This is a genomic window from Pirellulales bacterium (assembly GCA_036267355.1).
Taxonomy (GTDB): Bacteria; Planctomycetota; Planctomycetia; order Pirellulales; family DATAWG01; genus DATAWG01.
This window is the reverse complement of record DATAWG010000128.1, coordinates 1-24,884: the sequence shown is the minus strand read 5'-3', so window position 1 is coordinate 24,884 and position 24,884 is coordinate 1. Positions and strand designations below refer to the sequence as shown.

General features: G+C 61.1%; 25 protein-coding genes. 14 read left to right on the top strand and 11 right to left on the bottom strand.

What is annotated here, in order from left to right; all coding sequences use genetic code 11:
• Positions 1-239: hypothetical protein (locus VHX65_20025; protein HEX4000846.1), on the bottom strand; the 239-nt coding region annotated here is incomplete at its 3' end.
• Positions 236-1,237, bottom strand: coding sequence for a hypothetical protein (locus tag VHX65_20020; GenBank protein ID HEX4000845.1), 1,002 nt, complete (start codon positions 1,235-1,237; stop codon positions 236-238). The genes VHX65_20020 and VHX65_20025, both read right to left, overlap by 4 nt.
• Positions 1,238-1,368: 131 nt before the next feature.
• Between VHX65_20020 and VHX65_20015 the strand changes: the two genes are divergently transcribed.
• A complete protein-coding gene (locus VHX65_20015) occupies positions 1,369-2,007 on the top strand; it encodes a hypothetical protein (GenBank protein HEX4000844.1) in 639 nt (212 codons plus the stop codon).
• Here VHX65_20015 and VHX65_20010 read toward each other — a convergent pair.
• Positions 1,984-2,895 carry a DNA methyltransferase gene (locus VHX65_20010; protein HEX4000843.1) on the bottom strand — a complete coding sequence of 304 codons (912 nt, stop codon included), beginning with the start codon at positions 2,893-2,895 and terminating at the stop codon, positions 1,984-1,986. The genes VHX65_20015 and VHX65_20010 overlap by 24 nt on opposite strands.
• Positions 2,896-3,237: 342 nt before the next feature.
• On the opposite strand from VHX65_20010, the gene VHX65_20005 reads away from it, so the two are divergent.
• The 8 genes from VHX65_20005 to VHX65_19970 all read left to right on the top strand — a co-directional run bounded on the left by VHX65_20005 (position 3,238) and on the right by VHX65_19970 (position 9,802).
• Positions 3,238-3,738, top strand: a complete 501-nt coding sequence (locus VHX65_20005; GenBank protein ID HEX4000842.1) for a hypothetical protein — start codon at positions 3,238-3,240, stop codon at positions 3,736-3,738.
• A 351-nt stretch (positions 3,739-4,089) separates the two neighbouring features.
• Positions 4,090-4,623 carry a type VI secretion system contractile sheath small subunit gene (gene tssB / locus VHX65_20000; GenBank protein HEX4000841.1) on the top strand — a complete coding sequence of 178 codons (534 nt, stop codon included), beginning with the start codon at positions 4,090-4,092 and terminating at the stop codon, positions 4,621-4,623.
• 107 nt (positions 4,624-4,730) lie between these two features.
• Positions 4,731-6,209, top strand: a complete 1,479-nt coding sequence (gene tssC / locus VHX65_19995; GenBank protein HEX4000840.1) for a type VI secretion system contractile sheath large subunit — start codon at positions 4,731-4,733, stop codon at positions 6,207-6,209.
• An 80-nt stretch (positions 6,210-6,289) separates the two neighbouring features.
• Positions 6,290-6,820, top strand: coding sequence for a type VI secretion system tube protein Hcp (locus VHX65_19990; protein HEX4000839.1), 531 nt, complete (start codon positions 6,290-6,292; stop codon positions 6,818-6,820).
• A 217-nt stretch (positions 6,821-7,037) separates the two neighbouring features.
• Positions 7,038-7,703, top strand: a complete 666-nt coding sequence (locus VHX65_19985; protein HEX4000838.1) for a type VI secretion system tube protein Hcp — start codon at positions 7,038-7,040, stop codon at positions 7,701-7,703.
• A gap of 35 nt (positions 7,704-7,738) precedes the next feature.
• Complete coding sequence (locus VHX65_19980; GenBank protein HEX4000837.1) at positions 7,739-8,422, top strand: type VI secretion system tube protein Hcp; 684 nt, start codon at positions 7,739-7,741, stop codon at positions 8,420-8,422.
• A gap of 132 nt (positions 8,423-8,554) precedes the next feature.
• Positions 8,555-9,370, top strand: coding sequence for a type VI secretion system accessory protein TagJ (locus VHX65_19975; GenBank protein ID HEX4000836.1), 816 nt, complete (start codon positions 8,555-8,557; stop codon positions 9,368-9,370).
• Between the two features lie 198 nt (positions 9,371-9,568).
• Positions 9,569-9,802, top strand: a complete 234-nt coding sequence (locus VHX65_19970; GenBank protein ID HEX4000835.1) for a hypothetical protein — start codon at positions 9,569-9,571, stop codon at positions 9,800-9,802.
• 186 nt (positions 9,803-9,988) lie between these two features.
• Here the strand turns inward: VHX65_19970 and VHX65_19965 are convergent, their stop codons facing one another.
• The 3 genes from VHX65_19965 to VHX65_19955 form a co-directional block, all read right to left on the bottom strand.
• Entirely contained in the window at positions 9,989-10,840 is an 852-nt protein-coding gene (locus VHX65_19965; GenBank protein ID HEX4000834.1) for an ABC transporter permease, read from the bottom strand.
• On the bottom strand, positions 10,797-11,594 hold the full coding sequence (locus tag VHX65_19960; protein HEX4000833.1) for an ATP-binding cassette domain-containing protein: 798 nt from the start codon (positions 11,592-11,594) through the stop codon (positions 10,797-10,799). Before VHX65_19960 ends, VHX65_19965 begins: the two co-directional genes overlap by 44 nt.
• Positions 11,595-12,235: 641 nt before the next feature.
• Positions 12,236-12,541: a DUF1778 domain-containing protein gene (locus tag VHX65_19955; GenBank protein ID HEX4000832.1), complete on the bottom strand. Its 306-nt coding sequence runs from the start codon at positions 12,539-12,541 to the stop codon at positions 12,236-12,238.
• A gap of 99 nt (positions 12,542-12,640) precedes the next feature.
• Here VHX65_19955 and VHX65_19950 point away from each other — a divergent pair, with 99 nt between their 5' ends.
• A complete protein-coding gene (locus VHX65_19950; GenBank protein HEX4000831.1) occupies positions 12,641-12,985 on the top strand; it encodes a hypothetical protein in 345 nt (114 codons plus the stop codon).
• Between the two features lie 17 nt (positions 12,986-13,002).
• Here the strand turns inward: VHX65_19950 and VHX65_19945 are convergent, their stop codons facing one another.
• From VHX65_19945 to VHX65_19935, 3 genes are all read right to left on the bottom strand, one after another.
• Positions 13,003-14,154, bottom strand: coding sequence for an iron-containing alcohol dehydrogenase (locus VHX65_19945; GenBank protein ID HEX4000830.1), 1,152 nt, complete (start codon positions 14,152-14,154; stop codon positions 13,003-13,005).
• Positions 14,155-14,370: 216 nt separating this feature from the next.
• Positions 14,371-15,813 carry an aldehyde dehydrogenase family protein gene (locus VHX65_19940; protein ID HEX4000829.1) on the bottom strand — a complete coding sequence of 481 codons (1,443 nt, stop codon included), beginning with the start codon at positions 15,811-15,813 and terminating at the stop codon, positions 14,371-14,373.
• A 121-nt stretch (positions 15,814-15,934) separates the two neighbouring features.
• On the bottom strand, positions 15,935-17,029 hold the full coding sequence (locus VHX65_19935) for a hypothetical protein (GenBank protein HEX4000828.1): 1,095 nt from the start codon (positions 17,027-17,029) through the stop codon (positions 15,935-15,937).
• Positions 17,030-17,727: 698 nt separating this feature from the next.
• On the opposite strand from VHX65_19935, the gene VHX65_19930 reads away from it, so the two are divergent.
• The 4 genes from VHX65_19930 to VHX65_19915 all read left to right on the top strand — a co-directional run bounded on the left by VHX65_19930 (position 17,728) and on the right by VHX65_19915 (position 21,663).
• A complete protein-coding gene (locus VHX65_19930) occupies positions 17,728-18,402 on the top strand; it encodes an OmpH family outer membrane protein (GenBank protein HEX4000827.1) in 675 nt (224 codons plus the stop codon).
• 207 nt (positions 18,403-18,609) lie between these two features.
• Positions 18,610-19,539 carry a UDP-3-O-acyl-N-acetylglucosamine deacetylase gene (gene lpxC, locus VHX65_19925; protein ID HEX4000826.1) on the top strand — a complete coding sequence of 310 codons (930 nt, stop codon included), beginning with the start codon at positions 18,610-18,612 and terminating at the stop codon, positions 19,537-19,539.
• A 118-nt stretch (positions 19,540-19,657) separates the two neighbouring features.
• On the top strand, positions 19,658-20,464 hold the full coding sequence (gene lpxA, locus VHX65_19920) for an acyl-ACP--UDP-N-acetylglucosamine O-acyltransferase (GenBank protein ID HEX4000825.1): 807 nt from the start codon (positions 19,658-19,660) through the stop codon (positions 20,462-20,464).
• On the top strand, positions 20,461-21,663 hold the full coding sequence (locus VHX65_19915; GenBank protein ID HEX4000824.1) for a Gfo/Idh/MocA family oxidoreductase: 1,203 nt from the start codon (positions 20,461-20,463) through the stop codon (positions 21,661-21,663). Before lpxA ends, VHX65_19915 begins: the two co-directional genes overlap by 4 nt.
• 411 nt (positions 21,664-22,074) lie before the next feature.
• Here VHX65_19915 and VHX65_19910 read toward each other — a convergent pair whose 3' ends face one another.
• Complete coding sequence (locus tag VHX65_19910; GenBank protein HEX4000823.1) at positions 22,075-24,039, bottom strand: type VI secretion protein IcmF/TssM N-terminal domain-containing protein; 1,965 nt, start codon at positions 24,037-24,039, stop codon at positions 22,075-22,077.
• 145 nt (positions 24,040-24,184) lie between these two features.
• Positions 24,185-24,826, bottom strand: a complete 642-nt coding sequence (locus VHX65_19905) for a DotU family type IV/VI secretion system protein (GenBank protein HEX4000822.1) — start codon at positions 24,824-24,826, stop codon at positions 24,185-24,187.
• Positions 24,827-24,884 lie beyond the last annotated feature (58 nt).

Genomic DNA, 24,884 nt, shown 5'->3' with positions numbered 1-24,884 from the left:
CCAGGATGCGAGTCCGCATCCGGCACGTCGCCAACCAATCCAGCCGGAAGCTCGATCACCCGGCAGCCGACGGGAATTCGATACTGCTCGACGAGCAACAATTTCCGCTCGTCGGTCATGGCCACGATCACCACGGCCCCGGTGGCATTGACGCGTTCGGCGAATTCCCAATGGGCCTGGGCCAGCAGCCGCAGATATTTGCCGCTGGCCAACGTCTTCGGCGGAGGCAGATCGTTCATCGAGCCGCTCCGGCGCCGTCGGCTGAAACGCCCAGCGGTGCGCCGCCGCCGGGCGGCGCTTTCGGCTGCAACGATTTTAGCGCCTCGATGGCCTGCTGCTTGAGGGCTCCATTGGCATGGCGGACGACTTGCTGATAATAGAGCCGTGCGACGCCCGGCTTGCCGGCCGCAAGGCTAGACTCGGCCATTTGCAGCTTCTGCCGATATGCTTCGTTGACGGCCTGATCCTCGGCCGCTTTTTGAGCGCGAATCTCGGCGAGGCTGGCCAGCGGCTCGCCAACCGGCTTGTCTTGTGCAGCCGATAAACGGCGCTCAAAAGCATCGGCCGCCTTTTCGTCGGCGGAGGCATTGGGCGCGAGTTGGCGATTTTGCGGCGGCGGATCGGCTTGGCCGCCGGCGTCAGGTTTGGGGGCGGGGGGTAGCTGGGCTTGATTCGTCGTCCCCTCGCCGTTGGCCAGCCGCTGCAGTCGCTCGCCCAAAACGCTTTGGCCGTTATCGCCGACCACCGGCACCAATCCGGTGACGAACGGCGATTGCGAGGTGTCGGAAATGAACCCCGTGCCGCCGTCCATCACCGTTACGCTGGCGGCTTGGCCCGTCATTCCGCGGTCGGAGCCCATCGACGACGTGAGGCCGAAGAACATGGTGCCAAGCGAGGTTTTGACGGAATAGCCGAACGACGCGCCACTTGTCCCTTGCCCGAGTCCAAAGGGAATTCCCGCCTGACCCCCTTGTTGGAACATGATGTTCTGCCCAAGGTTGCCCTGTTGAGTCAGGCCGACGACGGCGCTGCCGCCATTGGGCATCGTGGTGGGGATGCCGAAACCGAAATTAACGCCGGTCTGGCTGAAATAGCTATTGCTGAGATTCTGAAATCCCGTGCCGACGTTGGTCTGCGTCGGCCAGGCGAAAGCCGCCTGCGAAACAAGCGCCATCGCGATTGCAAAACTCGCCGCAATCGCCGCCCGGCCAATCGACAACCAATTGCGCAGCCGCATGGCTAAAATCTCCTTTGCCGTCCCGCCCTGCTGATCGCGATTGTACGAAATCGCGGACAATTTGGCAGCGGTCCTAATTTCAAAAACGGCGTTTTTGACTTCGGCAGGGGAGTTTGCAATCATGGCCGGCAATGAATGAAGCCGAAGCATGTACGCCCGCGCCGCTGGATCCGAAACGGTTCAATCCTGAAGCCGTCATTCCCTACGGCGTGACCGTCGCCCACGTTAAAGAGGCGATGAACGAGTTTCTCGAATTCCTCGGGTTCATCAACGCCCAACTGAACACGAAGAAAATCGAACGGCTCGAATCGTTCTTGATGCCCGCCAACTTCTCAAGCATCGTCGGTGAATTTATGGGCGCGGCGATTCCGAAGCATTGCAAGACGGTTGTGCGCAACAAATACCACAACGGCCATCCCGACGTAATTCCCGCTGGTCAATACCCAGCGGACGAGATTCAGCACGGCCCGGAAGGCATCGAGATCGAGGGGAGTCGCTACCCAAGCGGATGGCAGGGCCATAACGCCGAAGAGAGTTGGCTGATGGTATTCGTATTCGACGCGAACGGGCCACGCGATGCCGGCAGGGGCGTACCACCACGGCCATTTCGCTTTGTGAAGGTTGTCGGGGGAAAGCTGCTAAGATCCGATTGGCAATTCTCCGGCCGATCCGGAACTAGCCGGCGCACGATTACTGCCAGCGTGAAGCGCAGCGGTTTCGACAAGATGCGGCGCAATTGGATTTATTCAGAACATGGTCGCTTGGAGTGATCCGCGCAGCTTCGGAATTGCGACGGTCGCCAATTCGTAATATTCTCGAACCCTCTCGACGCCAATCCCAGTTGCGCCGACGGCCTCGCACGCGGCAATTGTCGAGCCCGAGCCCATGAACGGGTCAACGACGATGCCCTCGCCAAGCGGCAACGCGGCGCGGGCAATCTGGCGCATGAACGATTGCGGCTTCAGGCTCGGATGATCGGCGAGGTCGCGCTCGCAGCGTGGAGTCCGCTCGCTCGGGATCAGGTCCTCAAATGGCCGGTCGTCGGAAATTCGCCGAAGGCCGCCAGTTTGCCAGCGGCGCAAACATTCGCCCACCGTCATGCGCGATGGCATCGGCTTGCGAAATAGACCCCATGGCTCATAACATCCCTTCGGCATCGACGACACGTCGGGAAATTCATCTTCGAAATTTTTCGGGCGGTCTCCTCCCCGCAGCGTCCGCACGAGCCGGATGATCTGGCCGCGAAATTCCAATCCGCCTTCAACGAGCGCATCGTAAAGTAGTTGAGCGATGAAGGCGTTCGTCGCCATGAGAACGTGACCGCCAGGCCGCAGTGCGTGGACCGCTAGCCGCGCCCAATCGACGAAAAACTGGCGCACCCGCTCCCGTTCGTCCGCATCAAGGGCCGTAAACCGCGGCAGCGGGGCGCGCGTGTGCCCATCGAATGACGGTGGAATTCGCCAGACGCCGCCCCTGCCATTCGCGCGCTTCGCCAGTTGATCGGCATCGTATTCCTTCACGCCATACGGCGGATCGGTGACGATCGCGTGGAACGAATTCTCCGGCACGCGGCGAAGCCATTCGAAGCAATCGGCATGAATGATCAAGGATTTGCCAATTGGCTTCGCGTCGTACTCGAATGCGAAAAGCGGTGTCATACTCGGCCCACTTCCGATAAATCCTGGACGCTCGAAACCGATCTGATAACGCTTGCCGCGACTGTTGAGAATACTGAACATATGCATCGGCCGCAAGGGCCGAGCGGCATGACCGCCGGCGAACAAAAGGCTTGGGCCCAAACCACGAATCGTTCGTAATGCGGAGCCTCGGCCATACGTGGGTTTTGGGATCTATCCCCGGCAAGACACCGCCACCGGCCGGCGGCGGGTATCGCATTTTCGTGCAGGCGGCCTATACTCACGGCGTTGCGAACGGGTTGCTTCTTCGCTGTTCGGCCAAATCTGGTTCCCTGCCCATTCCGTTCCCGGAGGCTCTCTCCCATGCGACTGCCATCCATACTGAATACGCCCGCGCTGTTTGCGGCGACATTGTTGTTGACCGTTGCCGCGGCGGCAAATGCCGATGAGGCGCCCACCAAAGCCAAGCAAATGCCGACCGACGACACGATCATCAAGCTTTGTGGCGACAGCTTGGCCAATATGTTTGCCAAATGCGGCGTGCCCGAAGAGATCACCGTCAACGGCGACAATCTGGCGGTGCTGATCTATGGCCCCTACGCGTTCACGGTGAAAGGCAAAAAGGTTATCGGTAGTTTCTTCTTCGACGATTGGAAGGGAACGATCAAAGGGGTGAAATATGGCGACACGAAGGACCAGAGCGTGAAAGTGTTGGGCAAGGGCTATAGCGACGTAAACGGCAAGGGCTCCGACGGCAAGCCGTTCGAGGCCTACGGCTGGAATGACAAGAGCCAAAAGGCCACATTCTGGCTGTATTTTACCGATGGCAAAGTGAGCAATGTGCAGGTCACGCGCGACGACTAATGAGCGTCGGCAAAGCCGGCATCAATGTCTGCCCCTCGTTGCGGCCGCTGGCGCATCGGATGGACTCGCAACCCGGACTATTGGGTTGCATTCCGGGGCTCAGCCGCTTGACAATACAAGGGTAAATGCCGAAACTATCATGAGTTAGCGAAGATCCGGCAGTGCGCCGCTCGAAAATCGGATTTCCATTGGCCGATTCGGCTGGAATCCGCGTGCTAAACTTCCCAAGCCGCTTGGGCGTCGAGTGCGTGCCCTGGCGGCTTGCCGGCTCGTAATATCGGTTTATTGGTCCGCAGCGAACGACGATTCGCAAAACGGCTCTTCCGGAGAATTCGACAGGAGATTTCGACGATGGCCAAAGAGAGTACGCAGCATAAGCTCGACCGGGTTCGCCGCCCGCGCGTGCAAATCACCTACGACGTGGAAACCAATGGCGCGATGGCCAAGACGGAATTGCCGTTCGTGGTTGGAGTTCTGGCGGATTTGTCGGGCAATCCGAAGGAAAAACTGCCGGCGCTGAAGCAGCGCAAGGTGGTGAACATCGATCGCGACAATTTCAACAGCGTGCTGGAAAAAGCCGCCCCGCGCGTGACGCTCAAGGTCGACAATAAGATCAGCGGCGAGGGTAAGTTGCCGGCCGAGTTGAATTTCAAGCATATGGACGATTTCGAGCCGGCCCGAGTGGCCCAGCAGGTCGGCCCCTTGCGCGAACTGCTCGAAATGCGGCAACGCCTCACCCAATTGATGAGCAAGATGGAAGGAAACGACAAGCTCGAGGAGTTGCTCGGTCAGGTGTTGAACAACACCGACGCGGCTCGCAAGCTTGCCGAGCAGATGGGAATCAAACCCGATGCGCCGGCCGAGGGTGGCGAGGCGGCGAAGTAGTCTGCGGCCGAGAAGCCGCGAGCATGCCCGCGCGGAAGCCGTGGGCATGGCGCCTAAGCGGATCAGTGTGTTTCTGTAAACTTTACATTCAACCAGGTGTTCGTCGTATGAGTAGTGCCGAACAAACCGCCAGCGTTGCCGCCGGCGAAACGCAGACGATCGATCTTTTGGACCAAGTGATTTCCGCCACCCGGCCTCAGTCGGATCAGGAAGCTGCCCGGGCGAAAGATTATTTCCGCCAATTCCTCAATCAAGTCGTCAAGCCGGGCCAGGTTATCTCGAAAGACGTCGAAGCGAATGTTAAGCACTGGATCGGGCAGATCGACAAGGTCCTTACGGCCCAAACCAACGAAATCATGCACCATCCCGATTTCCAGAAGCTGGAATCGACATGGCGCGGATTGCACTACTTGGTGCATCATGCCGAAACGGGCGAAAACCTGAAGGTTCGCGTGCTCAACGTCAGCAAGCGCGACCTGTTCAAAGACCTGGAAAAGGCGGCCGAGTTCGATCAAAGCGCCTTATTCAAGAAGATTTACGAAGAAGAATACGGCCAATTGGGCGGCCAGCCCTACGGCATGCTGGTGGGCGACTATGAATTCGGCCGCACCGCCGAAGACATCAGCCTGCTGAAGATGATCTCGAACGTCGCGGCGGCCGCTCACGCTCCGTTCGTCGCGGCGGCCGCTCCGAAAATGTTCAACTTCGACAGCTATACGGAACTGGCCAATCCCCGCGATCTGGCCAAGATTTTCGACAGCGTCGAATACGCTTCCTGGAAGTCGTTCCGCGAGTCGGAAGATTCGCGCTTCGTCGGCCTCACGCTCCCGCGCACGCTGGCCCGATTGCCCTACGGCCAGGAATTCAAGCGGGTCGACGAGTTCAATTTCGAAGAAGCCGTCGATGGCAAGGACCATTCGAGCTATCTATGGATGAATGCGGCTTGGTGCTATGCGACGCGGATCACCGATGCCTATTCGAAGTACGGCTGGTTCGCTCGCACCCGCGGCGTCGAGGGCGGTGGCCGGGTGGAAGACTTGCCCGTGCACACCTTCCCGACCGACGACGGCGATATCGCGATGAAGTGCCCGACGGAAATCGCGATTACGGATCGCCGTGAATTCGAACTGTCGAACCTCGGTTTCTTGCCGATGATTCACGCCAAGGGGACCGACTACGCGGTGTTCATGGGCGCTCAATCGTGCCAGAAGCCGAAGACGTATTTCGATCCCGATGCGAATGCCAATGCCGAGCTTTCGGCGAAGTTCAACCTGATTTTGTGCACTTCGCGGTTTGCCCACTATTTGAAGGTCATGGCGCGCGATAAGATCGGGTCGTTCATGGAAACTCGCGATTGTGCCCAATGGCTGAACGACTGGATCAGCAAGTTTTGCTGCGATCCAACCGGCGCCAGCGAAGAGACGAAGGCCAAGTATCCATTGGCCGACGCCAAGGTCGAGGTTCGCGAAGTGGAAGGCCGGCCGGGCTGGTACGAGGCGGTTGCCTACCTGCGGCCCCATTACCAGTTGGAAACGTTGACGACCTCATTGCGTCTGGTGGCGGAAGTGCCCAAGAAGGGCGGGTAATACGCGTTGTTGTCTGTTCCCCCCCCGTTGATTCGGACCCACGTTGACTCGGACAATATCGATTCGAAGGAGTTTCCCCTATGGCATTCGATGCGTTTCTGAACTTCACTCCCGCCGGAGCGGCCGATCCCATCGTCGGCGAAAGCACCGACACCCAATTCAAAGGCTGGTTCGAAATCAAGGAATTCTCGTTCGGCATTGAAAACACCGTGAACATCACCTCGGCCAGCACCGGGGCCGGGGCCGGCAAAGCCGAATTCAAGGAATTCACCATCAAGAAGCAGACCGACAAGGCCTCGCCAAGCTTGGCGCTCACCTGCGGCCAGGGCGGCCACTACGAATTGGTGCAGCTCCGCTTGCGCAAGTCGGGCGTCAAGTCCAGCGGCGGCGCCGGCGACGTCTATCTCGCCTACGACTTCAAGCTCGTGGCCGTCAAGAGCGTCGAATGGTCGGGGTCCTCAGGCGACGACGTGCCCGAAGAAACCGTGATCTTCGAATACGGCGCGCTCAAGATCGGCTATAAGCCCCAGGATAAGACGGGCAAGCTCGGCAACGTGATCGAACGCTCCTGGTGCAAAGTCACCAATAACCAAGATTTCGATTCGATCTAGGCTTGGCCGCTGCATAAGGCCGAAGCCATCGAGCCCGAAAAAGGGGACAGCGCCGAATCGCGAGATTCCGGTTATGGCTCTCTTTTCCGGGCTCGATTTGGTTTATCGAACTCCAGCGAGCAACGTCTCCGCAGGCCTTCGCGGCAGACGCAGAAGCGTTGGAACCGGGGCCGATGTACATCGGCTCGTGCTACCTATTTCTTGAAAGACGCTGGTTATGCCTGCCGAGTGGTGCGATGGTTTCCTGCAGTTGGTGAAGTCGGGCCAGCCCGTCGTCGGCGAATCCACCGATATCGACTACCCCGAATCGATCGAGATCCTCTCGTTCAAGTTCGGCACGATGTCGGGCTTTTCCGACACCGACGAATTCTACGCAGTGCAAAAGGTCGGCGAGCGCGGGAATGTCGCCGCGAGCCGGGCCCAGGAAAACGACGGCTCGGTCGGGCTGGCCTCCTTGTTCGGCGGCGAGGACAGCGCACCCGAGTATTCCGACAAGGAACTCAAACAGTATCAGGGAAAGGATCTGTCGGAAGTCGAGGCGTGCAAGTTTCAGATCGTGAAGGAAATGGACATCTCGACGCCCGATTTGTTTCGCGCCTATTGCAGCGCCCAAGACCTGGAACACCGCGACGTGTTCGATTCGGCGACCATTACGCTTCGCAAAGCGACCGGCAAGACCCGGGCCGCCTTCTTGACGTACACGTTCAATGATCTCGTGGTCGTGGGCTATTCGTTCGAGATCGGCGGCGATGCTTCGCCCAAGGAAACGATCACGATGTCGTTCGGCAAGATTCGCGCGGAATACCGCCCGCAGTTGGCCACCGGCGCCATGGGCAAGGTCATCAAGGGCGGCTGGGATTTCATCGAGCGCAGCACTTGGTGAACGGAAATCGCCCCGCTTGAAAGCAAGATGTTGCCATGGCAAAAGACGTTCTCGACGCATTCATCGAACTCACTCCCAGCAAGAAAATGCGGGCCCAGATCGCCGGCGAAGCGCAGGGGGCAGGCTCGTCCAGCGGGAGCACCGCCGCCAAAATCGAGATCACCTTCTTTCGCTTCGGCAGCGCCGAGTCGCTCGCCAAAGCGAAACAACTGCGCGATCGCGACAAGATGGACGAAGGGAAGCAAGAAGAACTCGAGCAGAAGGAAGAGGACAGCGAAATCCGCATCGCCCGCGAACGGACCAGCAAGCCCACCGGCGAAACGTCGCAGGACTACCGCTTCCAGATCACGAAAGAGATCGAACGCAGCTCCCCCTTCCTGATGCAGGCGTTCTTGAGCGATTCGTATAAGCCGAAGCGCAAGGAGTACAACAGCTTCTCAGAAGCCAAAGTGACGGTGCGAAAACTCGGGCACGGAGTCAAACAAGGGAGCAGCCAGATCGTGCCCCAGGCGTTTCTCGAAATCACCTTTCGCGGCGTCTACATCGTCGGCTATGAAATCGAAACTCGCGGCAAAGAACCGCCGGAAGAAACCGTCGAATTCTGCTTCCAGACTTGCGAAGTCAAATACATTTCGCAGGCGATGACCGGCGAATTGAGCTCCGCCAACAGCAACATCAAGGGCTGGAATTTCAAGGCCCAGCAGGAACTCTCGTCGTAGGCTACAGGCTTAAGGCTTGAGACTACGGGCTTGAGATTACGGGCTTGAGACTACAGGCTTGAGGTACAAAGCCCCACGACCGACGCTTCGCGTCTATAGCATGTAGCCTATCGCCTCTCCCCGGAGAACCCGATGACCGCCAGCGAACTGTTTCAGGCCGGTAAGCTCGATGAAGCCATCGCCGCGCAGACGGCCCAAGTGAAGGCCAGCCCCGGCGATCAGGCCAAACGGCTGTTTCTCTTCGAATTGCTGGCGTTTGCCGGCGAACTGGATCGGGCTCGCAGGCAGATCGACGCCTTGCAATACGAAGAACTCGAATTGCAGGCCGCCACGGCCGACTATCGCAAGCTGCTCGATGCGGAAGAAACCCGCCGCAAAGTGTTTCGCGAGGGCTTGCAGCCGAAATTCCTCGAAGACGTGCCGCCCGAACATGTCCGCCTGCGGCTCGAAGCACTGCATCGCCTGCACGAGGGAAACAAAGTCGCCGCCACGGAATCGCTGGCCCAAGCTGCCGAGGCCGCGCCGCCCATCAACGGCAAGCTCAACGAAAAAGCGTTCGCAGATTTGCGCGATTGCGACGATCTGTTCGGAACGGTTCTCGAAGTGTTCTCGCAAGGAAACTATTTTTGGGTGCCGCTGGAAACAATCGAATCGATCGCGCTGATGGCCCCCCGATTTCCCCGCGATCTGTTGTGGATCAAAGCCCGACTGGAAACCGCGGCCGGCGCCGGGCAAGTGTTTCTGCCGGCCATTTATCCGGGCTCGCACGGGCATCCCGATCAACTCGTGCGGCTCGGCCGGCAGACGGATTGGGCGGATGACGGCGGGCCCGTGCTCGGCCTTGGGCTGCGCATGTTCTTGGCCGGCGACGATGCCTCGACGATCCTGGAATGGCGCGACGTGCAAATCGACCCCCAGCCGGGCCAAGAAATGCCGGCTGCCGAGTGACGATCGCTTGACGATGACAACGGTGCGTCGCGGCCCAGTGATTCGCCACACCCGGCAAAACCGGTTCCACCCGCACTTCGCGGCTCGGTGGCCTGCTTCGGGTTTTGACCCGCAGCCATCTGTAACCTAGATTTATGCGCCTCGTGTCTCGTTCTGTGTTGCGCTTGGCCAGGAGTCGGACCCCCAGGATTCGGAACCATGAGCAGCAACTCCAAAACGGCAACCCTCCCGTTCATCGAACGCCGGAGCTACGAACCGGTCGAACCGCCGGTCGGCGAGCGGCGGCAATTCACCAATGGCTACGATGAACTCTCGGCCGAAGCGCGGCAACTGGCGATTGCCGTCGATCAGTACAAGCTCTCGCATCGCCGCCGCTTCATCACCTACGAAGAAATGCTCGACGTGGTGAAATCGCTCGGCTATCGGCAATAGTGACTGCACGAACGGCAGTTTGCCGCCGCGGCCGTCCCTCGCTAACGCTTCGGGCTAGTATCCACGCATTTCGAAGCGAAAATCGCCCGAACCGCTAGCGAGTCGCACACAAGCCCGAAGCGTTAGCGAGGGAGGCGCAACCGAACCGCACACCGCTGCCGCCCCGTCTTCCACGTCGGCGATGGTTCAGCGAACGACATTCGGATAAATCCACGCGCCGAGCGCCACGAAGATCGCCGTGGCCCCGAGCAAGACGCCGTAGTCGGCGGCCAGACCGAACGTGCTCGTTCCCTGCACGAGCATCAGCGTGCGCAGCGCATCGACTTCATACGTCAGTGGGTTGACGTGGGCCACGACGCGCAGCCAGTTCGGCATCATCGAAATCGGGTAAATCGCGTTGCTGGCGAAAAATAGCGGCATGGTCATCACCTGCCCGATCCCCATGAATCGCTCGCGCGTTTTCACGATGCAGGCGATGATCAACGAGAACGTGGAAAACGTCGTTGCCCCGAGCACGATGGCCGCCGCAACACCCGCGAGCGCCAGCGGATTCCAATTGATTCTCACTCCCAGTAGGGCCGCCAAGGCGTAGACCACCGCGCCTTGAGCCAGCCCGCGCACACTGGCCGACAGTGCCTTGCCAAGCACAAGCGCGGCCCGCGGCGTGGGGCTCACCAGCAGCTTGTGGACCACGCCCAGGTCGCGCTCCCAGATAATGGCGATGCCGTAAAAAATCGCGATGAACAGCACGCTTTGCGCCAGAATTCCCGGAGCCATGAAATCAAGATACGGAATGTCGCCCGTGGGGATCGCGCGCGTCCGGGCGAAAACCTGCCCGAACACCAACAGCCATAGCGCCGGCTGGATTGCCCGGCTGAACAGTTCGGTGGCATCATGGCGGAGCTTGCGGATTTCCAATTCGGCGATGACCAGCATCTTGTCGCCGAACGAAAGAATGGCCAGCAGCCAATTCGAGCGCGGCGGCAGTGCCGCGTTAGCCGAGCCGCCGAGCGGTGCGCCGGGCTCTTGAAATTTCACGATACGATCCTTCCTGTTCCAGCGAGTTGCCCGAGTAGTGGATGAACACGTCGTCGAGATTTGCGTCGGGCCTGCCGAGCGATTTTTTCAGGTCGTCGGGACTGCCGAGCGCGGCAACTTTGCCCAGATGCATGATCGCCACGCGGCTGCAAAAGGCGTCGGCTTCTTCCATGAGGTGCGTCGTGCAGAAGATCGTCGTGCCGTGCTCGTCGCGCAGCCGCAAGATGTGTTCCCAAACCGCGCTCCGGGCGACGGGGTCCAAACCGACCGTCGGCTCGTCGAGAAACAACACCGGCGGCTGGTGCAGCATCGATTGCGCGATTTCCAATCGCCGGATCATGCCGCCGGAATACTGGTTCACCAGCTTGCCGCCCGCATCCGAGAGGCCCATGAATGCCAGCGATGCGTTCACCAGTGCTTTCCGCTGCCGCCGCGGAATATCGTACAGCTTGGCGAACATCAGCAGGTTTTCATAACCCGTCAGCGCCCCGTCGGCCGAAATCAACTGCGGCACATAGCCGATCACCCGACGCACCGCGGACGACTGGCGAACGATGTCGAAACCGGCGACGTGTGCCGTTCCCGAGCTGGGCGGGAGCAGCGTGGTGAGCATTTTGATCGTCGTCGTCTTGCCGGCTCCGTTCGGGCCCAGCAGCCCGAACACTTCACCGGCTTCGACCGCGATCGTCAGGCCATCGACGGCAAGACGGCCGTTGAAAGATCGCGAAAGCGCTTGTGTATCAAGAACGGGCATTCAGCGATGCGCATGGCTGCCAGAAATCAGATAGCGAACCACCGATTATGCCCCATCGTTGGACAATTCGCCACTGGGCGACACGTACGCAGTACACGGTAAAATGGCAGCCGCAGATCATGCGGGCTTCGTTATCGCCGCAAGGCGTTTCGCGCTGAGAAGCAACCGCATTGGATGGCCGGGCAGTTCGTCGAATTCCCATCTCTGGAAAAACGACTTCGCTGCGGCGTCCAAGCAATCGATGAGCACCGCCACGAATGGAAACGTTTGGCCGGCCTCAATGCAGTCGGCAAGCGCACGCGCCGAAAGCACTTCGCCGAGTCCCTGCCGCTGTCGTGTGGAAGCAACGCCGAGCCAAGCGAGAATGGCTATCGGCAATCTCCGACGAGGCAATCGCTTGGCCACTTCCGCCGGCAAATCGCCAGCCTCAACTTGTCCGGTTGCGAGCGTATAGTAGCCCGCGATTTGGCCCGCCGGACCGAGCAGAACCTTCGTGGCAGAGAGATGCTTCTCCTGTTGTTGCAAAGCATTGGCGGCCAACCATTGGTCAACCTTCGCCGAGCCGCAACGAAATTTGTTTCGAGGATGATCGCGGCGCAGGATTTCAAAATGGTAGCCTGGCGGAATGCCCCGGGCTCCGCTCACATAACACCGCGAATCAGCTTGCCTAGCTTGCGCTGCGCGGTGGTGAGCTTGACGGGCCGATTCAGTGCCTCCCAGAATGCGAGTTGCTCGTCGGGAGACAATGCAATGATCTGCTCGCGGGCAGATCCGACTTCGTGGCGAGCTTGTGCGACGGTTACTAGCCGCACGTAGTCACTGATGCTGATTTGCCGCAACTTTGCCGCTCGGGCCAAAAAATCCTTGCTTTCGGCGTCGAGCCGCACCATCAACGAACTCGCTTGGCGGCGCGACGAAGTCTGTTTTTGCGATCGACCGGTCGCCATGCAGCACCTTGCTCCTCACGGAAAATTGTACTGCAAATGCAATACAGTCAAGCGGGCCAGTATCGGTAGCGGTCTTTGGCGTCTGGTAGAATCTCTGCAATGCCCAGCAATTCCAAAACCGCCGATCCCCGAAGCACGCCATGGAAGGTGTCAGTGAAGGCCTCGGATGCCGGTCGTGATAGGATTATGTTCGCGATGCAAACAGATGCCGAAATTATTGTCGCCCTCATCCAAAAGGTCGCTGAGCTTGAAGAATGGCTTTCGGCGGAGCGAGCGAGACGGGAAGCCGTTGACGATCGCTTGCGTGATGCCCGCGATGAGCTTCGACGACAATCCGCAGAGATGGCGGAAATGCAAAAGGGGAACGGCCACCTACGCGGCCGGATCGCGGAACTCGAATCGCGAGCTAAGCCGGACACGCGCGCCGGTTCCGCGGAGTTCTAGTCCGGCCGCGGATTGCTTCAAAATGCCGCTTCGTACAGCGAGAGCAATTCCGCTTCGGCGACCTTGCGCGGGTTAAAGCCGCCGGTCCATTGGTGGGCGGCTTCGGTGGCCAATTCTTCAAGCCGCTCGTGTTCCACGCCGCATTCCGATAGTCGGTCGGCAAGACCCGCGCGGCGGACGAGATTGGCCACGAAGTCGGCCAAGCCTGCCGCGCCCGATTCGGGCGACGGATAGCCGTTGCTTCCGCCGGTGCATTCCAACAGATCTTGGTACCAGCCGCCCACTTCGGCCCCGTTGAAACGAATCACGTGCGGCAGCGCGAGGCCGACAGCATGGCCGTGCGGAATGCCATACGTCGTCGTCAATGGATTGGCCAACGCATGGGCCGCGCCGAGCATCGAATTCTCGATCGCCAGGCCAGCAAAACAAGCGCCAAGCTGCATCCCGCCGCGAGCCGACAGGTCGCTCGGATCATCGAGCACACGCTGAAAATTATCGGCCAGCAGCAGCCATGCCTCGCGGCTGAACGCCAGCGACACAGGATTTCGCACGCGGCAAACGTAGGTCTCCAGGGCATGGGCAATTGCGTCGATGCCGGTCAGCGCGGTGACGCGCAGCGGCTGCGTCACCGTCAGCGCCGGGTCGAGCAGCGCGACGCGAAACGACGCTTTCTTATCGCCGCAGGCCATCTTGACATGCGTTTCGGCGTCGGAAATCAGGGCAAAGGATTGCGTTTCGCTGCCGGTGCCGGCGGTGGTCGGAACGGCGATCATCGGCAGCATCGGCCGGGTGGCCTTGCCGGTTCCCCAATAATCTTGCATCCGTCCGCCGCCGGAATAGAGGAAATTAATCCCTTTGGCGCAATCCATCGAACTGCCGCCGCCGAAGCCGACGATCAATTGCGGCTCGAACCGCCGAGCGAGCGCGGCCCCGGCGTCGACATTGTCGGTCGTTGGATTCTCGACCACGCCGTCGAATAGTTGCGTTGCGACGCCGGCGGTTTGGAGCGCCGCAATCCCAAGAGCCGTGTGCCCTGCCCCGATCACGCCCGGATCGCTGACGACGAGCACGCGCCGCGCGCCAAGTTCGCCCGCCAATTGGCCGAGCGTTTCGACCTTGCCGGGGCCGAAAACGATGCGCGTGCGCGGATAGTAGTCGAAAGGAACCAAGGTAGGGGCGGGGATTAGGGGCGAGGCGGGAATGCGGGAATGACGAATTCCTAATGACGAATGACGAAAGAACGACAAATGATCAAATGACGAATGGCCCTTTCGTAGGTCCACCTCGTCATTCGTGCTTCGTCATTCTTTAGACACTCATCCTTCGACATTCGTCATTTGGTCGGCGGTCGAAATATAGTGGCGGGCCGGATCGGCGAACGGTTCTTATTGCCGGTTGAGCTTCGCCCGCCGCTCCGGCGGGATTTGCAGCGCGCGGGCTCGGAACAGGAAATCGACGATATTGCCTTCGTGCGGCTGGAGCCAATCGAGCTTCGTAGTCGGAATCGGGCCCAGGTTCAAACGGTCGACGTGGGTCGCGTCGGTTAGCGATTGCTGAAGTGCGGCGTCGTCGCTGATCAGCGAGCAAACCAAGGTCGGCCCAATCGCGTCGAGCATCTGTTCCTGCGGACATCTTACCACCGTCGCGAATGGGAACATGTATTCTTTCTTCACGATCGCGGCCGCCGGCGATTCGGCATGTACCACGACCGGCCGCAAATAGCCGCAACGCGGCATCTCAACCAGCCGCGGGCCGAACGGCTCGGTCGCATGTTCCACGCCCCCTTCGCGCAGATCGGTTTCGATCATCTTCCAGATGCTCGCGGCGGCCCCGGGAACGGTGAATGCCGCCAGGCCGGCCTGCGGATCTTCCGGCGGACGCGGCTCGATCGGGCCAATCCGCTCGGCAATCGCGGCGGCAATCTCGCGCGTATGCCGCGGCGCCCAGATCGACGAACAATTGATGCACCCGCGGCCGCTGTTGACATAAACGCTTTCCACCATCAGATCGAGATAATCGCGCCAATGATCGGCGGCGTCATCGCCAAGCAAAATCTTGCTGAAGCCCGGTCCGTGCGCTTGCACGGCCGGATTGCCGCGGTAGCGATCGACCGTGGCCGTGCCGCCGAAAATCAAGCTCCGCGAACAACTGGCAAGCACCGCCGCGCCGACATCGCCGCCGCCGGGATAAATCGAAATCGCGCCCGAGGGAATTCCCGCCTCGACCATTGCGGCCGCCATGCGATAGGGCGTCCACGGCTCTTGCGGCCCTGGCTTCAGCACCAAGCCGATCTGCATCGGAATCACCGGCATCCACAGCGTGTGTACGCCCGGCGAGTTGGACGGCAGCACCAGCCCAAGCGCTGGAGTCTGGGCTTGATAGCTCACCACGACGCCACGGCTTTCCACGCCAAAGCCGCGGGTGAGAACATCCAATGGCAGGCCGCGCGTCAGCGCTTCGAGCATTTGGTCCATGTGCGAGAGGACGAAGAAATTCTTCGCCATATTCGCCTTGCACATGTGTTCCGGCAGGCCCGTCGTGGCGGATTGGGCGCGGGCGAATTCGTCGGGCGATTGCGTGCCGTCGCCGAGGGGAAGCGTGTCGTTGAGATAGAGATCGCCGGCCCGTTTGATCCGCTGGATCAACTCCTCGCAGGGCATCTCGCGGAGCAGCTTGCGGGCGGTCGGGGCATGACGCATGTCGCGCTCGAGCAGCCCGCCGCCGGCTTGGCTCACGCGGGCAACCGGTTCGCCGGTGATGAAGTGAACCACTTCATCTTTCTCCAGCGATTCGTAAGGCTTACCCCAGCGAAGGACGGGAATGTTCATAGGGGCGGGGGGCTAGGGGCGAGTGACGAAGACGGGCTCTGAAACGGTTTGAAGCGCGATACGCAGTCAAGCATCAATAAATACCTTCACCTCAAGTTGACTCGCCCCTCGCCCCTCGCCCCTAATAAACTCCCACGGTCGTGGCTTCGGCCAGTTCGTGGAAGGGGCGCACGCCGCTTACGCCGTCCCAGGGGTATTTTTCGTACGGCGGCTCGCGCTCGCCTTCGTCGCGCTCCAAGAAGCCGGGAACGAAGAATTCGCGGGTCAGCGTCGTCAATTTTACTCGCCCCGTCTGGCCGTAGTCGACAATTCGATCGCTATCGTTGAAATCGACCACTTCGATCGCGGCCCGGGGTTGCGGGGCGAAATAGGTGATCTTGTAGCCTTCTTCCGGCGTCGGCGGCTTCGAGGCGGCAAGGCCCATCAGCGTGTTGCCGTAGGTCGGAGTCATGTACACGCCGTCGAGAAATTCTTCGGTCGCGAATCGGGTCCACTGCGGCGTGAACTCGGTGCCGCCGGAAAAAATGCCCGTGATCCCCGCTTTGCGAAGCGAGCTGTTTTGCTTTTCCAAGCCCACGGCGAGCGACTCGAGCAATTTGGGCGTGGTGAACATGCAGTGGACGTCGTGGCCGGCGGTGAGAATCGTGATTGCCTGATCGATGCAATGCTGCTTGTAGGCTTCCAAATGCTCCATCCAGCCGCGCTTGATGAGCTTGACGACCCAGCGCGGATCCAAATCGATGCAGAAGCAAATGCCGCCGCGATGCTGGGCCAAATGCTCGATCGCCAACCGCAACCGCCGCGGCCCAGATGGGCCGAGCATCAGCCAATTCGACCCCTTGGGAAAGAATTCATCCGGTAGCGATTCGCTGAACAGCTCGTAGTCGATGCGGAAATCTTCCATCGCCACGCGGGTTTTGGGTATGCCGGTGGTGCCGCCGGTTTCGAACACGAAGATCGGCTTGTCGGCCAAGGCCTTGGGCACCCACCGCCGCACCGGCCCGCCTCGCAGCCATTCATCCTGGAACGGCGGGAATTTCTTCAAATCGGCGAAGCTTTTCACTTCTTTCAGCGGATTGAATTTCAGCCGCGACGCCATTTCCAACCAGAACGGGCAACCCGTCGACGGATGAAAATGCCACTGAACGACTTCATAAACCTGGGAGTCCAAACGGTCCCGAGCGGCACGAGCGGCGGCAGTCAGATCAACGGGCATGGCGGGGGCACGATCAGGGTGGGATTGGGGGCCGGAGGGCGAGCGCTACAGACACTCGAAAATACCCGACAAACCCCGCGGTTACAACCATGCGGCCGGCTTCGTGGTGGGTGAGAGTTGTGTGCCAGGGGCGAGCCTTGCCAGCGGCCCGTGTCTCAGCGGCGAATTCGCTTTATAAGCGAAGGGAGGGGCAGGCAACGAACGGATTCAGCCTCGCCCGCCTTCCGAATCAATTCTTTGCGGGCGGCTTCGACGGCACGCATTCAGCGCGAGTGGGAGCAGGGAAAAACGCCAAGCGACATTGCGAGCCGATTCATGGACGAGATTCAACGTAATCCTGAATACTGGCGGCAGCGATTGAAAGAAGCAATCAAGACGAAGGCGTGCTAGTAATGCCCGTAATCTCATGAACCGCAAGGGAAGAATCCTTGCGGTTTTTTGTGGCAGTTTATCGCCTGAAACGACGTTCGGCCACCACTGGGCGGCTTCCGACTCGCAGCAGCCCCTGTCGGACGCCCGAATCAATTTTTTGCTCTTTACCTCCGCGGCACTTCTCGACACAATGCCGCCCTCGTTTTGGACTGCCCGGGTTTCCAGCGACAGAAGGGGCACGGGATCGAAACGAACTCGCGTCGTCGCTTGTCGCGACCGCGCCGCTGTCAGGGACGACATGCTGCTGGCTAGCAAGGAGCGCTACCGTGAAGATTCATCGTGTATTGGTTCGGATCTCGGCCGTTCTGGCCGTCGCATCGCTGGCGGGAGGGGCCGCCTTGTTCTTGGCTGCACCGGCCCGCGGCCAAGGCGGCGCGCCGAACGCTCAAAATATCGCCGTTATCGACATCGGCAAAATCCTGAAGAACGACACCAAGTTCAAACAGGAAATGAGCAACCTGCAGGCCGAGGTCATCGCCACGGAAAAGCAGCTCCGCAATGAGGCGAATGAGATCCAAAACCTCATGAACCAGCAGAAGACGTTTGCCGCCGGCACGCCCGACTTCGTCCGCCTCGACACCGAGATCACGAAGCGCTCGGCGGACCTGAACGTGCAAAAATCGCTGAAGAACAAGGAATTCGTCGAACGGCAAAGCAAGATGCTGTTTGCCGCCTATCGCGACATCCAAGATGCCGTCAAGGAATTCTCGTCCCGATACAACATCGGCTTGGTCGTGCAGTACGATAGCTCGCCGATCGACAATTCCGATCCGCAAGCCATTCTCAGCGGCGCGCATCGCAGCGTCGTGTTCGTCAACCCGGGCTTGGATATCACCGGCGACATTCTGGCCAGCCTGAACCGCTCAGCGCAGCATGCCGCTTCGACGGCTCCGATCGGCGTCGGCGTGCCGGCTGGTTCCGGCCAGTATCCGCCGCGCTGAGTCGTCCGATCGCGATGCCGCCGTCGCGCCGGTTTGCTTCGGGCGAGCGCACCACCCGCACTCGTGAATCATCGGCCCGGACACGCAATCCCGGCCTTGGTCGCCCCGGTCGGATCCCACTCGTTGGGAATTGCCCGCGGAACGACCGGCGCGTGCGACTCGTTGGGCAGGGTGTCACCCCGTTCGACCGCTACGAGCGCCAACACGATGAACTCAAACTGCCTGCCGACCACCCTGCTCGCCTTCGGACGCACCTCTGTGGTTCACACACCGCGCAAACAACGAACGATCGCTGAGCCGGTGTCGCTGGAGGGGTTCGGATATTGGAGCGGGAAAGACGTTCGCGTCGAATTTCGGCCCGCGCCGGAGCATTCCGGTGTCGTGTTCGTGCGGAGCGATTTGATTCGCCGCGTGCGGATTCCGGCCAGCGTCTTCCATCGGGTCGATGTTCCGCGGCGCACGACGTTGGTCGCCGGCGGCGCGACGGTCGAAATGGTCGAACATCTGCTGGCGGCCCTGTACGGCTTGCAGATCGACAATTGCGAAGTGTGGATCGATCAGCCGGAGTTGCCAGGCTGCGACGGCTCGTCGCAACCGTTTGTCGAATGCCTCGACCAGGCCGGAACGGTCGTTCAGAACGCTTGGCGCAATCAAGTGTTCGTCAACCAGACGATTCGCGTCGGCACCAGCGACAGTTGGATCGAGGCCCGTCCGGCCACGCCCGGCAGCGGACTTTCGGCCCGCTATCGGCTCGATTACGGTTTGGGCAACGGCATCGGCCGGCAGACGTATCAGGTGCATGTGATGCCGGAGACGTTTCGTGCCGAATTGGCCCCCTGCCGAACGTTCATGCTCAAAAGCGAGGCCGAATGGCTTTTGGCCCAAGGGCTCGGCGGCCGAGCGACGATGCGCGACCTGCTGGTCTTCGACGACCACGGCCCGATCGACAACGAACTTCGCTTCGCCGACGAATGCGTGCGCCATAAGGTGCTCGACATGGTCGGCGATCTGTCATTATCCGGATGCGATTTGGTCGGCAATTTCGTGGCGCACCGCAGCGGGCACAAACTGAATGCGCAGTTGGTGCAGGCAGTGCTGCAAGAAGGGGAACGGTTCGAATGGCGGAAAAGCGCGTAGCAGCAAACGACAACGGCCGCGGCACGACCGTGCCTCGCGGCGTTGTGCGATCGAGCGAAAGTCTCCCAGGCTTTTCATCAAACACTCGTCTTCAGCAGATTTCCGCGGAGCTCCGCCGATGAGTATGCGCATCGCCGACCATGTTTCGATCGATCCCCGGGCGGAGATCGCCGACGATGTCGAGATCGGTCCGTTCTCGGTGGTCGGGCCGCACGTTCGGATCGGCCGCGGCACCCGGCTCGAAAACAATGTCACGCTGATGGGCCGGGTGACGATCGGCCGCGATAATCATATTTTTCCCGGAGTGGTGATTGGCGGCCATCCGCAAGACATCAGCTACCGCGGCACCGACACACAAGTGATCATCGGCGATGGCAACGTCATCCGCGAAGCCGTCACGATCAATCGGGCCAGCGAAAAAGAAGACGGGATCACCTCGGTCGGCAGCCATAATTTTCTGATGGGCGGCTGCCACGTGGCTCACGATTGCCGGCTCGGCGACCACATCATCATCGCCAACGCCACCTTGCTCGGCGGACACGTGCGTATTCACGACCATGCGTCGCTTTCCGGCGGAGTGGCCGTTCATCATTACGCCACGCTCGGCAGCTATTCCTTCACGGCCGGCATCAGCCGCGTGTTGCACGACGTGCCGCCGTATATGCTCTCCGACGGCAATCCGGCCCGGCCGCGATGCATCAACGTCGTGGCGCTCAAGCGAAACGATTTCTCCACCGAAACAATCCATTGCCTGGCGGAAGCGCATCGGCTGCTCTATCGGGCCAAGGTCGGCCTCGACCATGCTCGCGAAATCCTGCGATCGAACGACCAACTGGTGCCGCACGTGAATGCGCTGCTGAGCTTCATCCAAGATCAGCAGGAAGGAAAACATGGCCGGGCGCGAGAACGGAGGCGGGCCGCGTGAAGAATGTGCGAATCGGATTGATCGGCGCCGGGCATCTCGGCCGAATCCACGCCCGACTGCTCTCGGGCATGGAGGGCGTCGAGTTTGTCGGGGTTGCCGACCCGATGCCGGAAGCTCGCCGGGCCGTAGCGTCTGAAAATAACATCGCCGCCGGCCGACGCACGGTTGCCGAAACCGCCGATTTCCGCGAGCTAATTCCGCAAATCGATGCCGCCATCATCGCGACGCCCACACGGTTCCACCATGCAGTCGCGCTGGAACTGGCCGAGCGCGGCATTCATCTTTTCGTCGAAAAGCCGATCACTTCCACCGTCGCCGAGGCGCGGGAATTGGTGCAAGCGGCCCGGTGGAACAACGTTGTGCTGCAAGTCGGCCATATCGAGCGGTTCAATCCGGCGCTGGCGCCATTGGCGGCGCGGCTGGCCCAGCCGCGTTATATTGAAGCCGTGCGCCAAGGTCCCTATTCGTTCCGCTCGACCGACATCAGCGTCGTGCTCGACCTGATGATCCACGATTTGGATATCGCGCTATGGCTCTCGGCGGAGCGGCGAGGGGCGAGGGGCGAGCGGCGAGGAAGCGATGACGCCGGCGCCGCAAGCGACGCGGCTAATACCGGCGGCGCGGTCGACAATCCGGTGCGCGACGTGGCTGCGGTTGGCTGGACGGTCATCGGAGGCGAAGAGGATTTCGCCCAAGCTCGGATCGAGTTTGCCGACGGCTGCGTGGCCAATCTGACGGCTTCACGCGTCAGCCATCGGCCGCGGCGGCAAATGCAGATCTGGACAGCCGATGCTCACGTCGAGATCGATTTCAACACGCGCCGCTCGACGATCGTCGAATTCGCGGCGAACGAGTCGATCGCCGGGCAGCAAAGCCTCGCCGCTTCACCGGGCGAGCGCCGCTTCGAAACGCTGCTGCCGCTTGTCGAAATGGAAGCTGCCCCGCAAAACGCGCTATTGGAAGAGCAGCGCGATTTCGTCGAATGCATTCGCACCGGCCGCGAACCGCGGGTCACAGGCGAGGCTGGTCTGGCGGCGCTGGAAACCGCTCATCGCGTGCTGGCGCAAATCTCGGCCCGGCGGGGAAAACAGCCGCAATCAAAGCTGCCCTCGACAGAACCGACCGCGCCGGCCATTCTCCGCGGCCCGCATTGGGACCATCAGCCGCAAGCTCCCTCGCGCCGCAAAGAAGCGGGCTGATCGCCTGCCGGGCGGAATACGCGTCGCAATTGTAGCCCGAAGCGTTAGCGAGGAAATTGTTGACAGACGATGCGTTCTCTGGCCCGGTTACGCGCCGGGCCACCCTCCGTCTCAAAACGGCGGCCCGCAACTCACGCACGCCGGAGCCGGTCGCGTCTGTCAACGACTTCCTCGCTAACGCTTCGGGCTAGTGTGCTGATCGCCCGCTGGCGGAATACGCATCGCAATTGTAGCCCGAAGCGTTAGCGAGGAAATTGTTGACAGACGATGCGTTCTCTGGTCCGGTTACGCGCCGGGCCACGCTCCGTCTCAAAACGGCGGCCCGCAACTCACGCACACCGGAGCCGGTCGCGTCTGTCAACGGCTTCCTCGCTAACGCTTCGGGCTAGTGTGCCGCGGTCGGATTCGCTGCTAGCGAATCCAGCGCCATGCGGCCATCGCGCCGAGGGCGACGACTAGCGCGGCGTCGAGGATCAGGCCGGTGTAGGCCAGCCAGAGATAGTGGCGATTCGAGGCCAGCGCCCGCGGCGTCCATTCCACCTGCTCTTGTTCTTCGATCAACTTGTTGAACACGCCCTTGGCGAATGCCTGCCGGTCTTCCGTTTCGCCGATGGCGGCGAAATAGCAGCCGCTAAATAATACCGGGGGATCGCCGGCGTGCGTCGGGTCGTAGCCGAAGCCGCCGGCGAGGATTTCGGCGAGCCGGTTCTTGACGCTCAATTGCACCTTGCAAAGCAAGCTGTAGAGCTGCATGTTGCCCGGCCGCGACAAAGCTCCCTGCTCGCGGAACAGGGTGTAGACCCAATCTTCGAACGCCCCGCAAACGTGGGCACAGAGGGCGTGCATTTCTTCCGCCGTGGCGACGCTTCGCAGATCGTATCGCTGGCCGAATCGCTGCACGACGGCCCGCTCTCGGCCGACGCGGCGCACCAGCTCGCGAAAGCCCGACTCCTGCTCCATGCCGACCACCAGCGCCGTAACGGGGCAGCGCAATTCCAACGTTCGATCGATCGTTCGCAAGTCGGATTTCACGGCCCGTTGCAATTCCTCGGCCTCGCGAATCGAGCCTTGGATCGCCGGCATCGGCAGGAGCGTGAGAATGCCATTCACCGCACACAGCGGCGAGCGGGCGCGGCGCAAAAGACGGCAGACATGCTGCAGTTTTTCGAGTTGCTCGGCTGATTCTTGCGGTGCCAAAAGCGCGGTTTGGGCTTGGCGCGGCGCCGGCGCGGAAGCGACATACGACTGCGCTGGAGCAGGAGCGTAAGCGGGTGCAGCGGCATATTGCTGGGGCGCGGCATAGTTCGACGGGGGCGCGAATTGCGGCGCTGCGTATTGCGGCGATTGGGGGGCGGCCGGCGGCGTCAGTTGCAGCGGCGACTGCAGCATCATCGTGCCCTTGAAGCTGCCGGAATCTTCGCCCGATGGCGGAGCGAATGCCTGTTGTTGCGGAGCGGCATATTGCGGAGCCTGAGGCATCGCCGGCGGCGATTGCGCGGCCAGATTGGCCGCATATTGGCCGAGCATGATCGTGCCGCGAATATCATCGCCCCCTCCGGCCGGCATCGGGGCCGGAAGGGCTGGCCGCGGCGGCGCCGCCAGAACAGGCGATTGAGGAGGGGCCGGGGCGGCCGGCAGCGCAGCCATCGGCATGCCGCCGGCCGGCTGAAAACCGAACACCGGTTGGGCCGGCGCCGGTGCGGCCGGAGCCGCCGACGATTCCAAATTCGACAGGATCGCCGCCATCTCCGCCAACGGCTTTGCCGCTTCGAAGGCCGCCAATCCGCTGGTCCAGCTCGCTTCCGTGCAGCAGATGAAAATCGCCTCGGGATTTGCATACCAATGCAAGGGGGCCGGACCCTCGGGCACCGCCCGGACTCGCAGCGGAAGCCCGGTCGAATCGAAGAGCGCCTGCTCCTGCCGCTCACCGGACGAACCGAGAATGAGAAACACGGGAACGGTGGCGATGTCGAGCCCGTTGCGCTCGAGCGCCGTTAATCCGGCACGCCAGGCGAAGTCGAGATCGGGAAAGCGCGATGTGTCGCCTTCGAGCCACAGCTTCAGGCCCCGATAAACCACGAGCGGAATCAGGGCCACCAGCACGACAACGGCCAGCACGCGACCGGGCGTCATCGAATGGCGCCAGGGAACGCTATTCGCATCGGCCAGAAACGCCGTCCATGCGAGCACGACGACCGCCACCAGGGCGATCAATGCTAGCCAAGCCGCCTTGGCCGGCAGCGACATCCGCCATAGTTTTTTCGGAATGGCCCCGATGCGGATGAAAAACGATTTGATTTTCCCAGGCGGTTTCGGCGCGGGAGGCGCGGGAGCGGCGCCCCCTGGCGGAGCTGCGGGTGCGGTAGCTTGACTCATCCGTGCGATGGCCTTTCTTCCCTAAAAATTGCCGGGTTGCATGCCTTGTTAGCGGCAGGGCGCTAGCCGCCGGTCGAATGCTGCGCGGCGGCCGAAAAACGGCGGCTAGCGCCTTGCCGCTAACTTACACGCACCCAACATGCCTCTAGCCGGCCAGGAACATGCCGTAATACACCACTCCCGCGGCCGCCAGCAACACTGCCGCGAGCCACGACCACGCCACCAGCGGCTTGGTGCGCAGCGGCGGAGCCCCGGCGATCTCGCGCCGCGGAGGCGCCAGCGCCGGACGGCCTTGCCCGAGCCGGATTGCCAGCGAAGTCTGCCGGGCCCATGTGTCTAGATCTGGCGGCAAGCCATGGGCAGCGGAAAACATCGTCGACAAATTCGGATCGCGATAAAGGCCTCGGAATCCGAGCACGACACAAACATAAAACACCTCGAGCGCGTCACGACGAGCCAGCGTCGAAGCCTCTTGAGCCCGAGAATAAAACAGTTCGTTGCAGAGCCGCGTGTTGAAGACCTCGACTTCGAGGACGTTGTTGCTCCACCAATCGCGCCCGTCCCACGGCGTTTCCACCAACATCTCGTCGATCCACGAGACGATCGCGTATTTCGCCAAATCCCATTCCGTTCCCGCGCCCACAATGGCCTCGGCCTGATCCAAGAGGGCCACGATCCTGAGCCGCTCTTCCTGCGGCAGCGGACGTTCATCTCGGCTAATGCGATCGAGCAGATTGAGCACCTGCAAAAACACCGGATCGACGGCTTGAGCGACGCGCGGGGTCATGGGGAAGGGTGAGGGGAAGGGTGAGGGTGAGGGGTTAGGGACGCGCGAAAACGCAAGC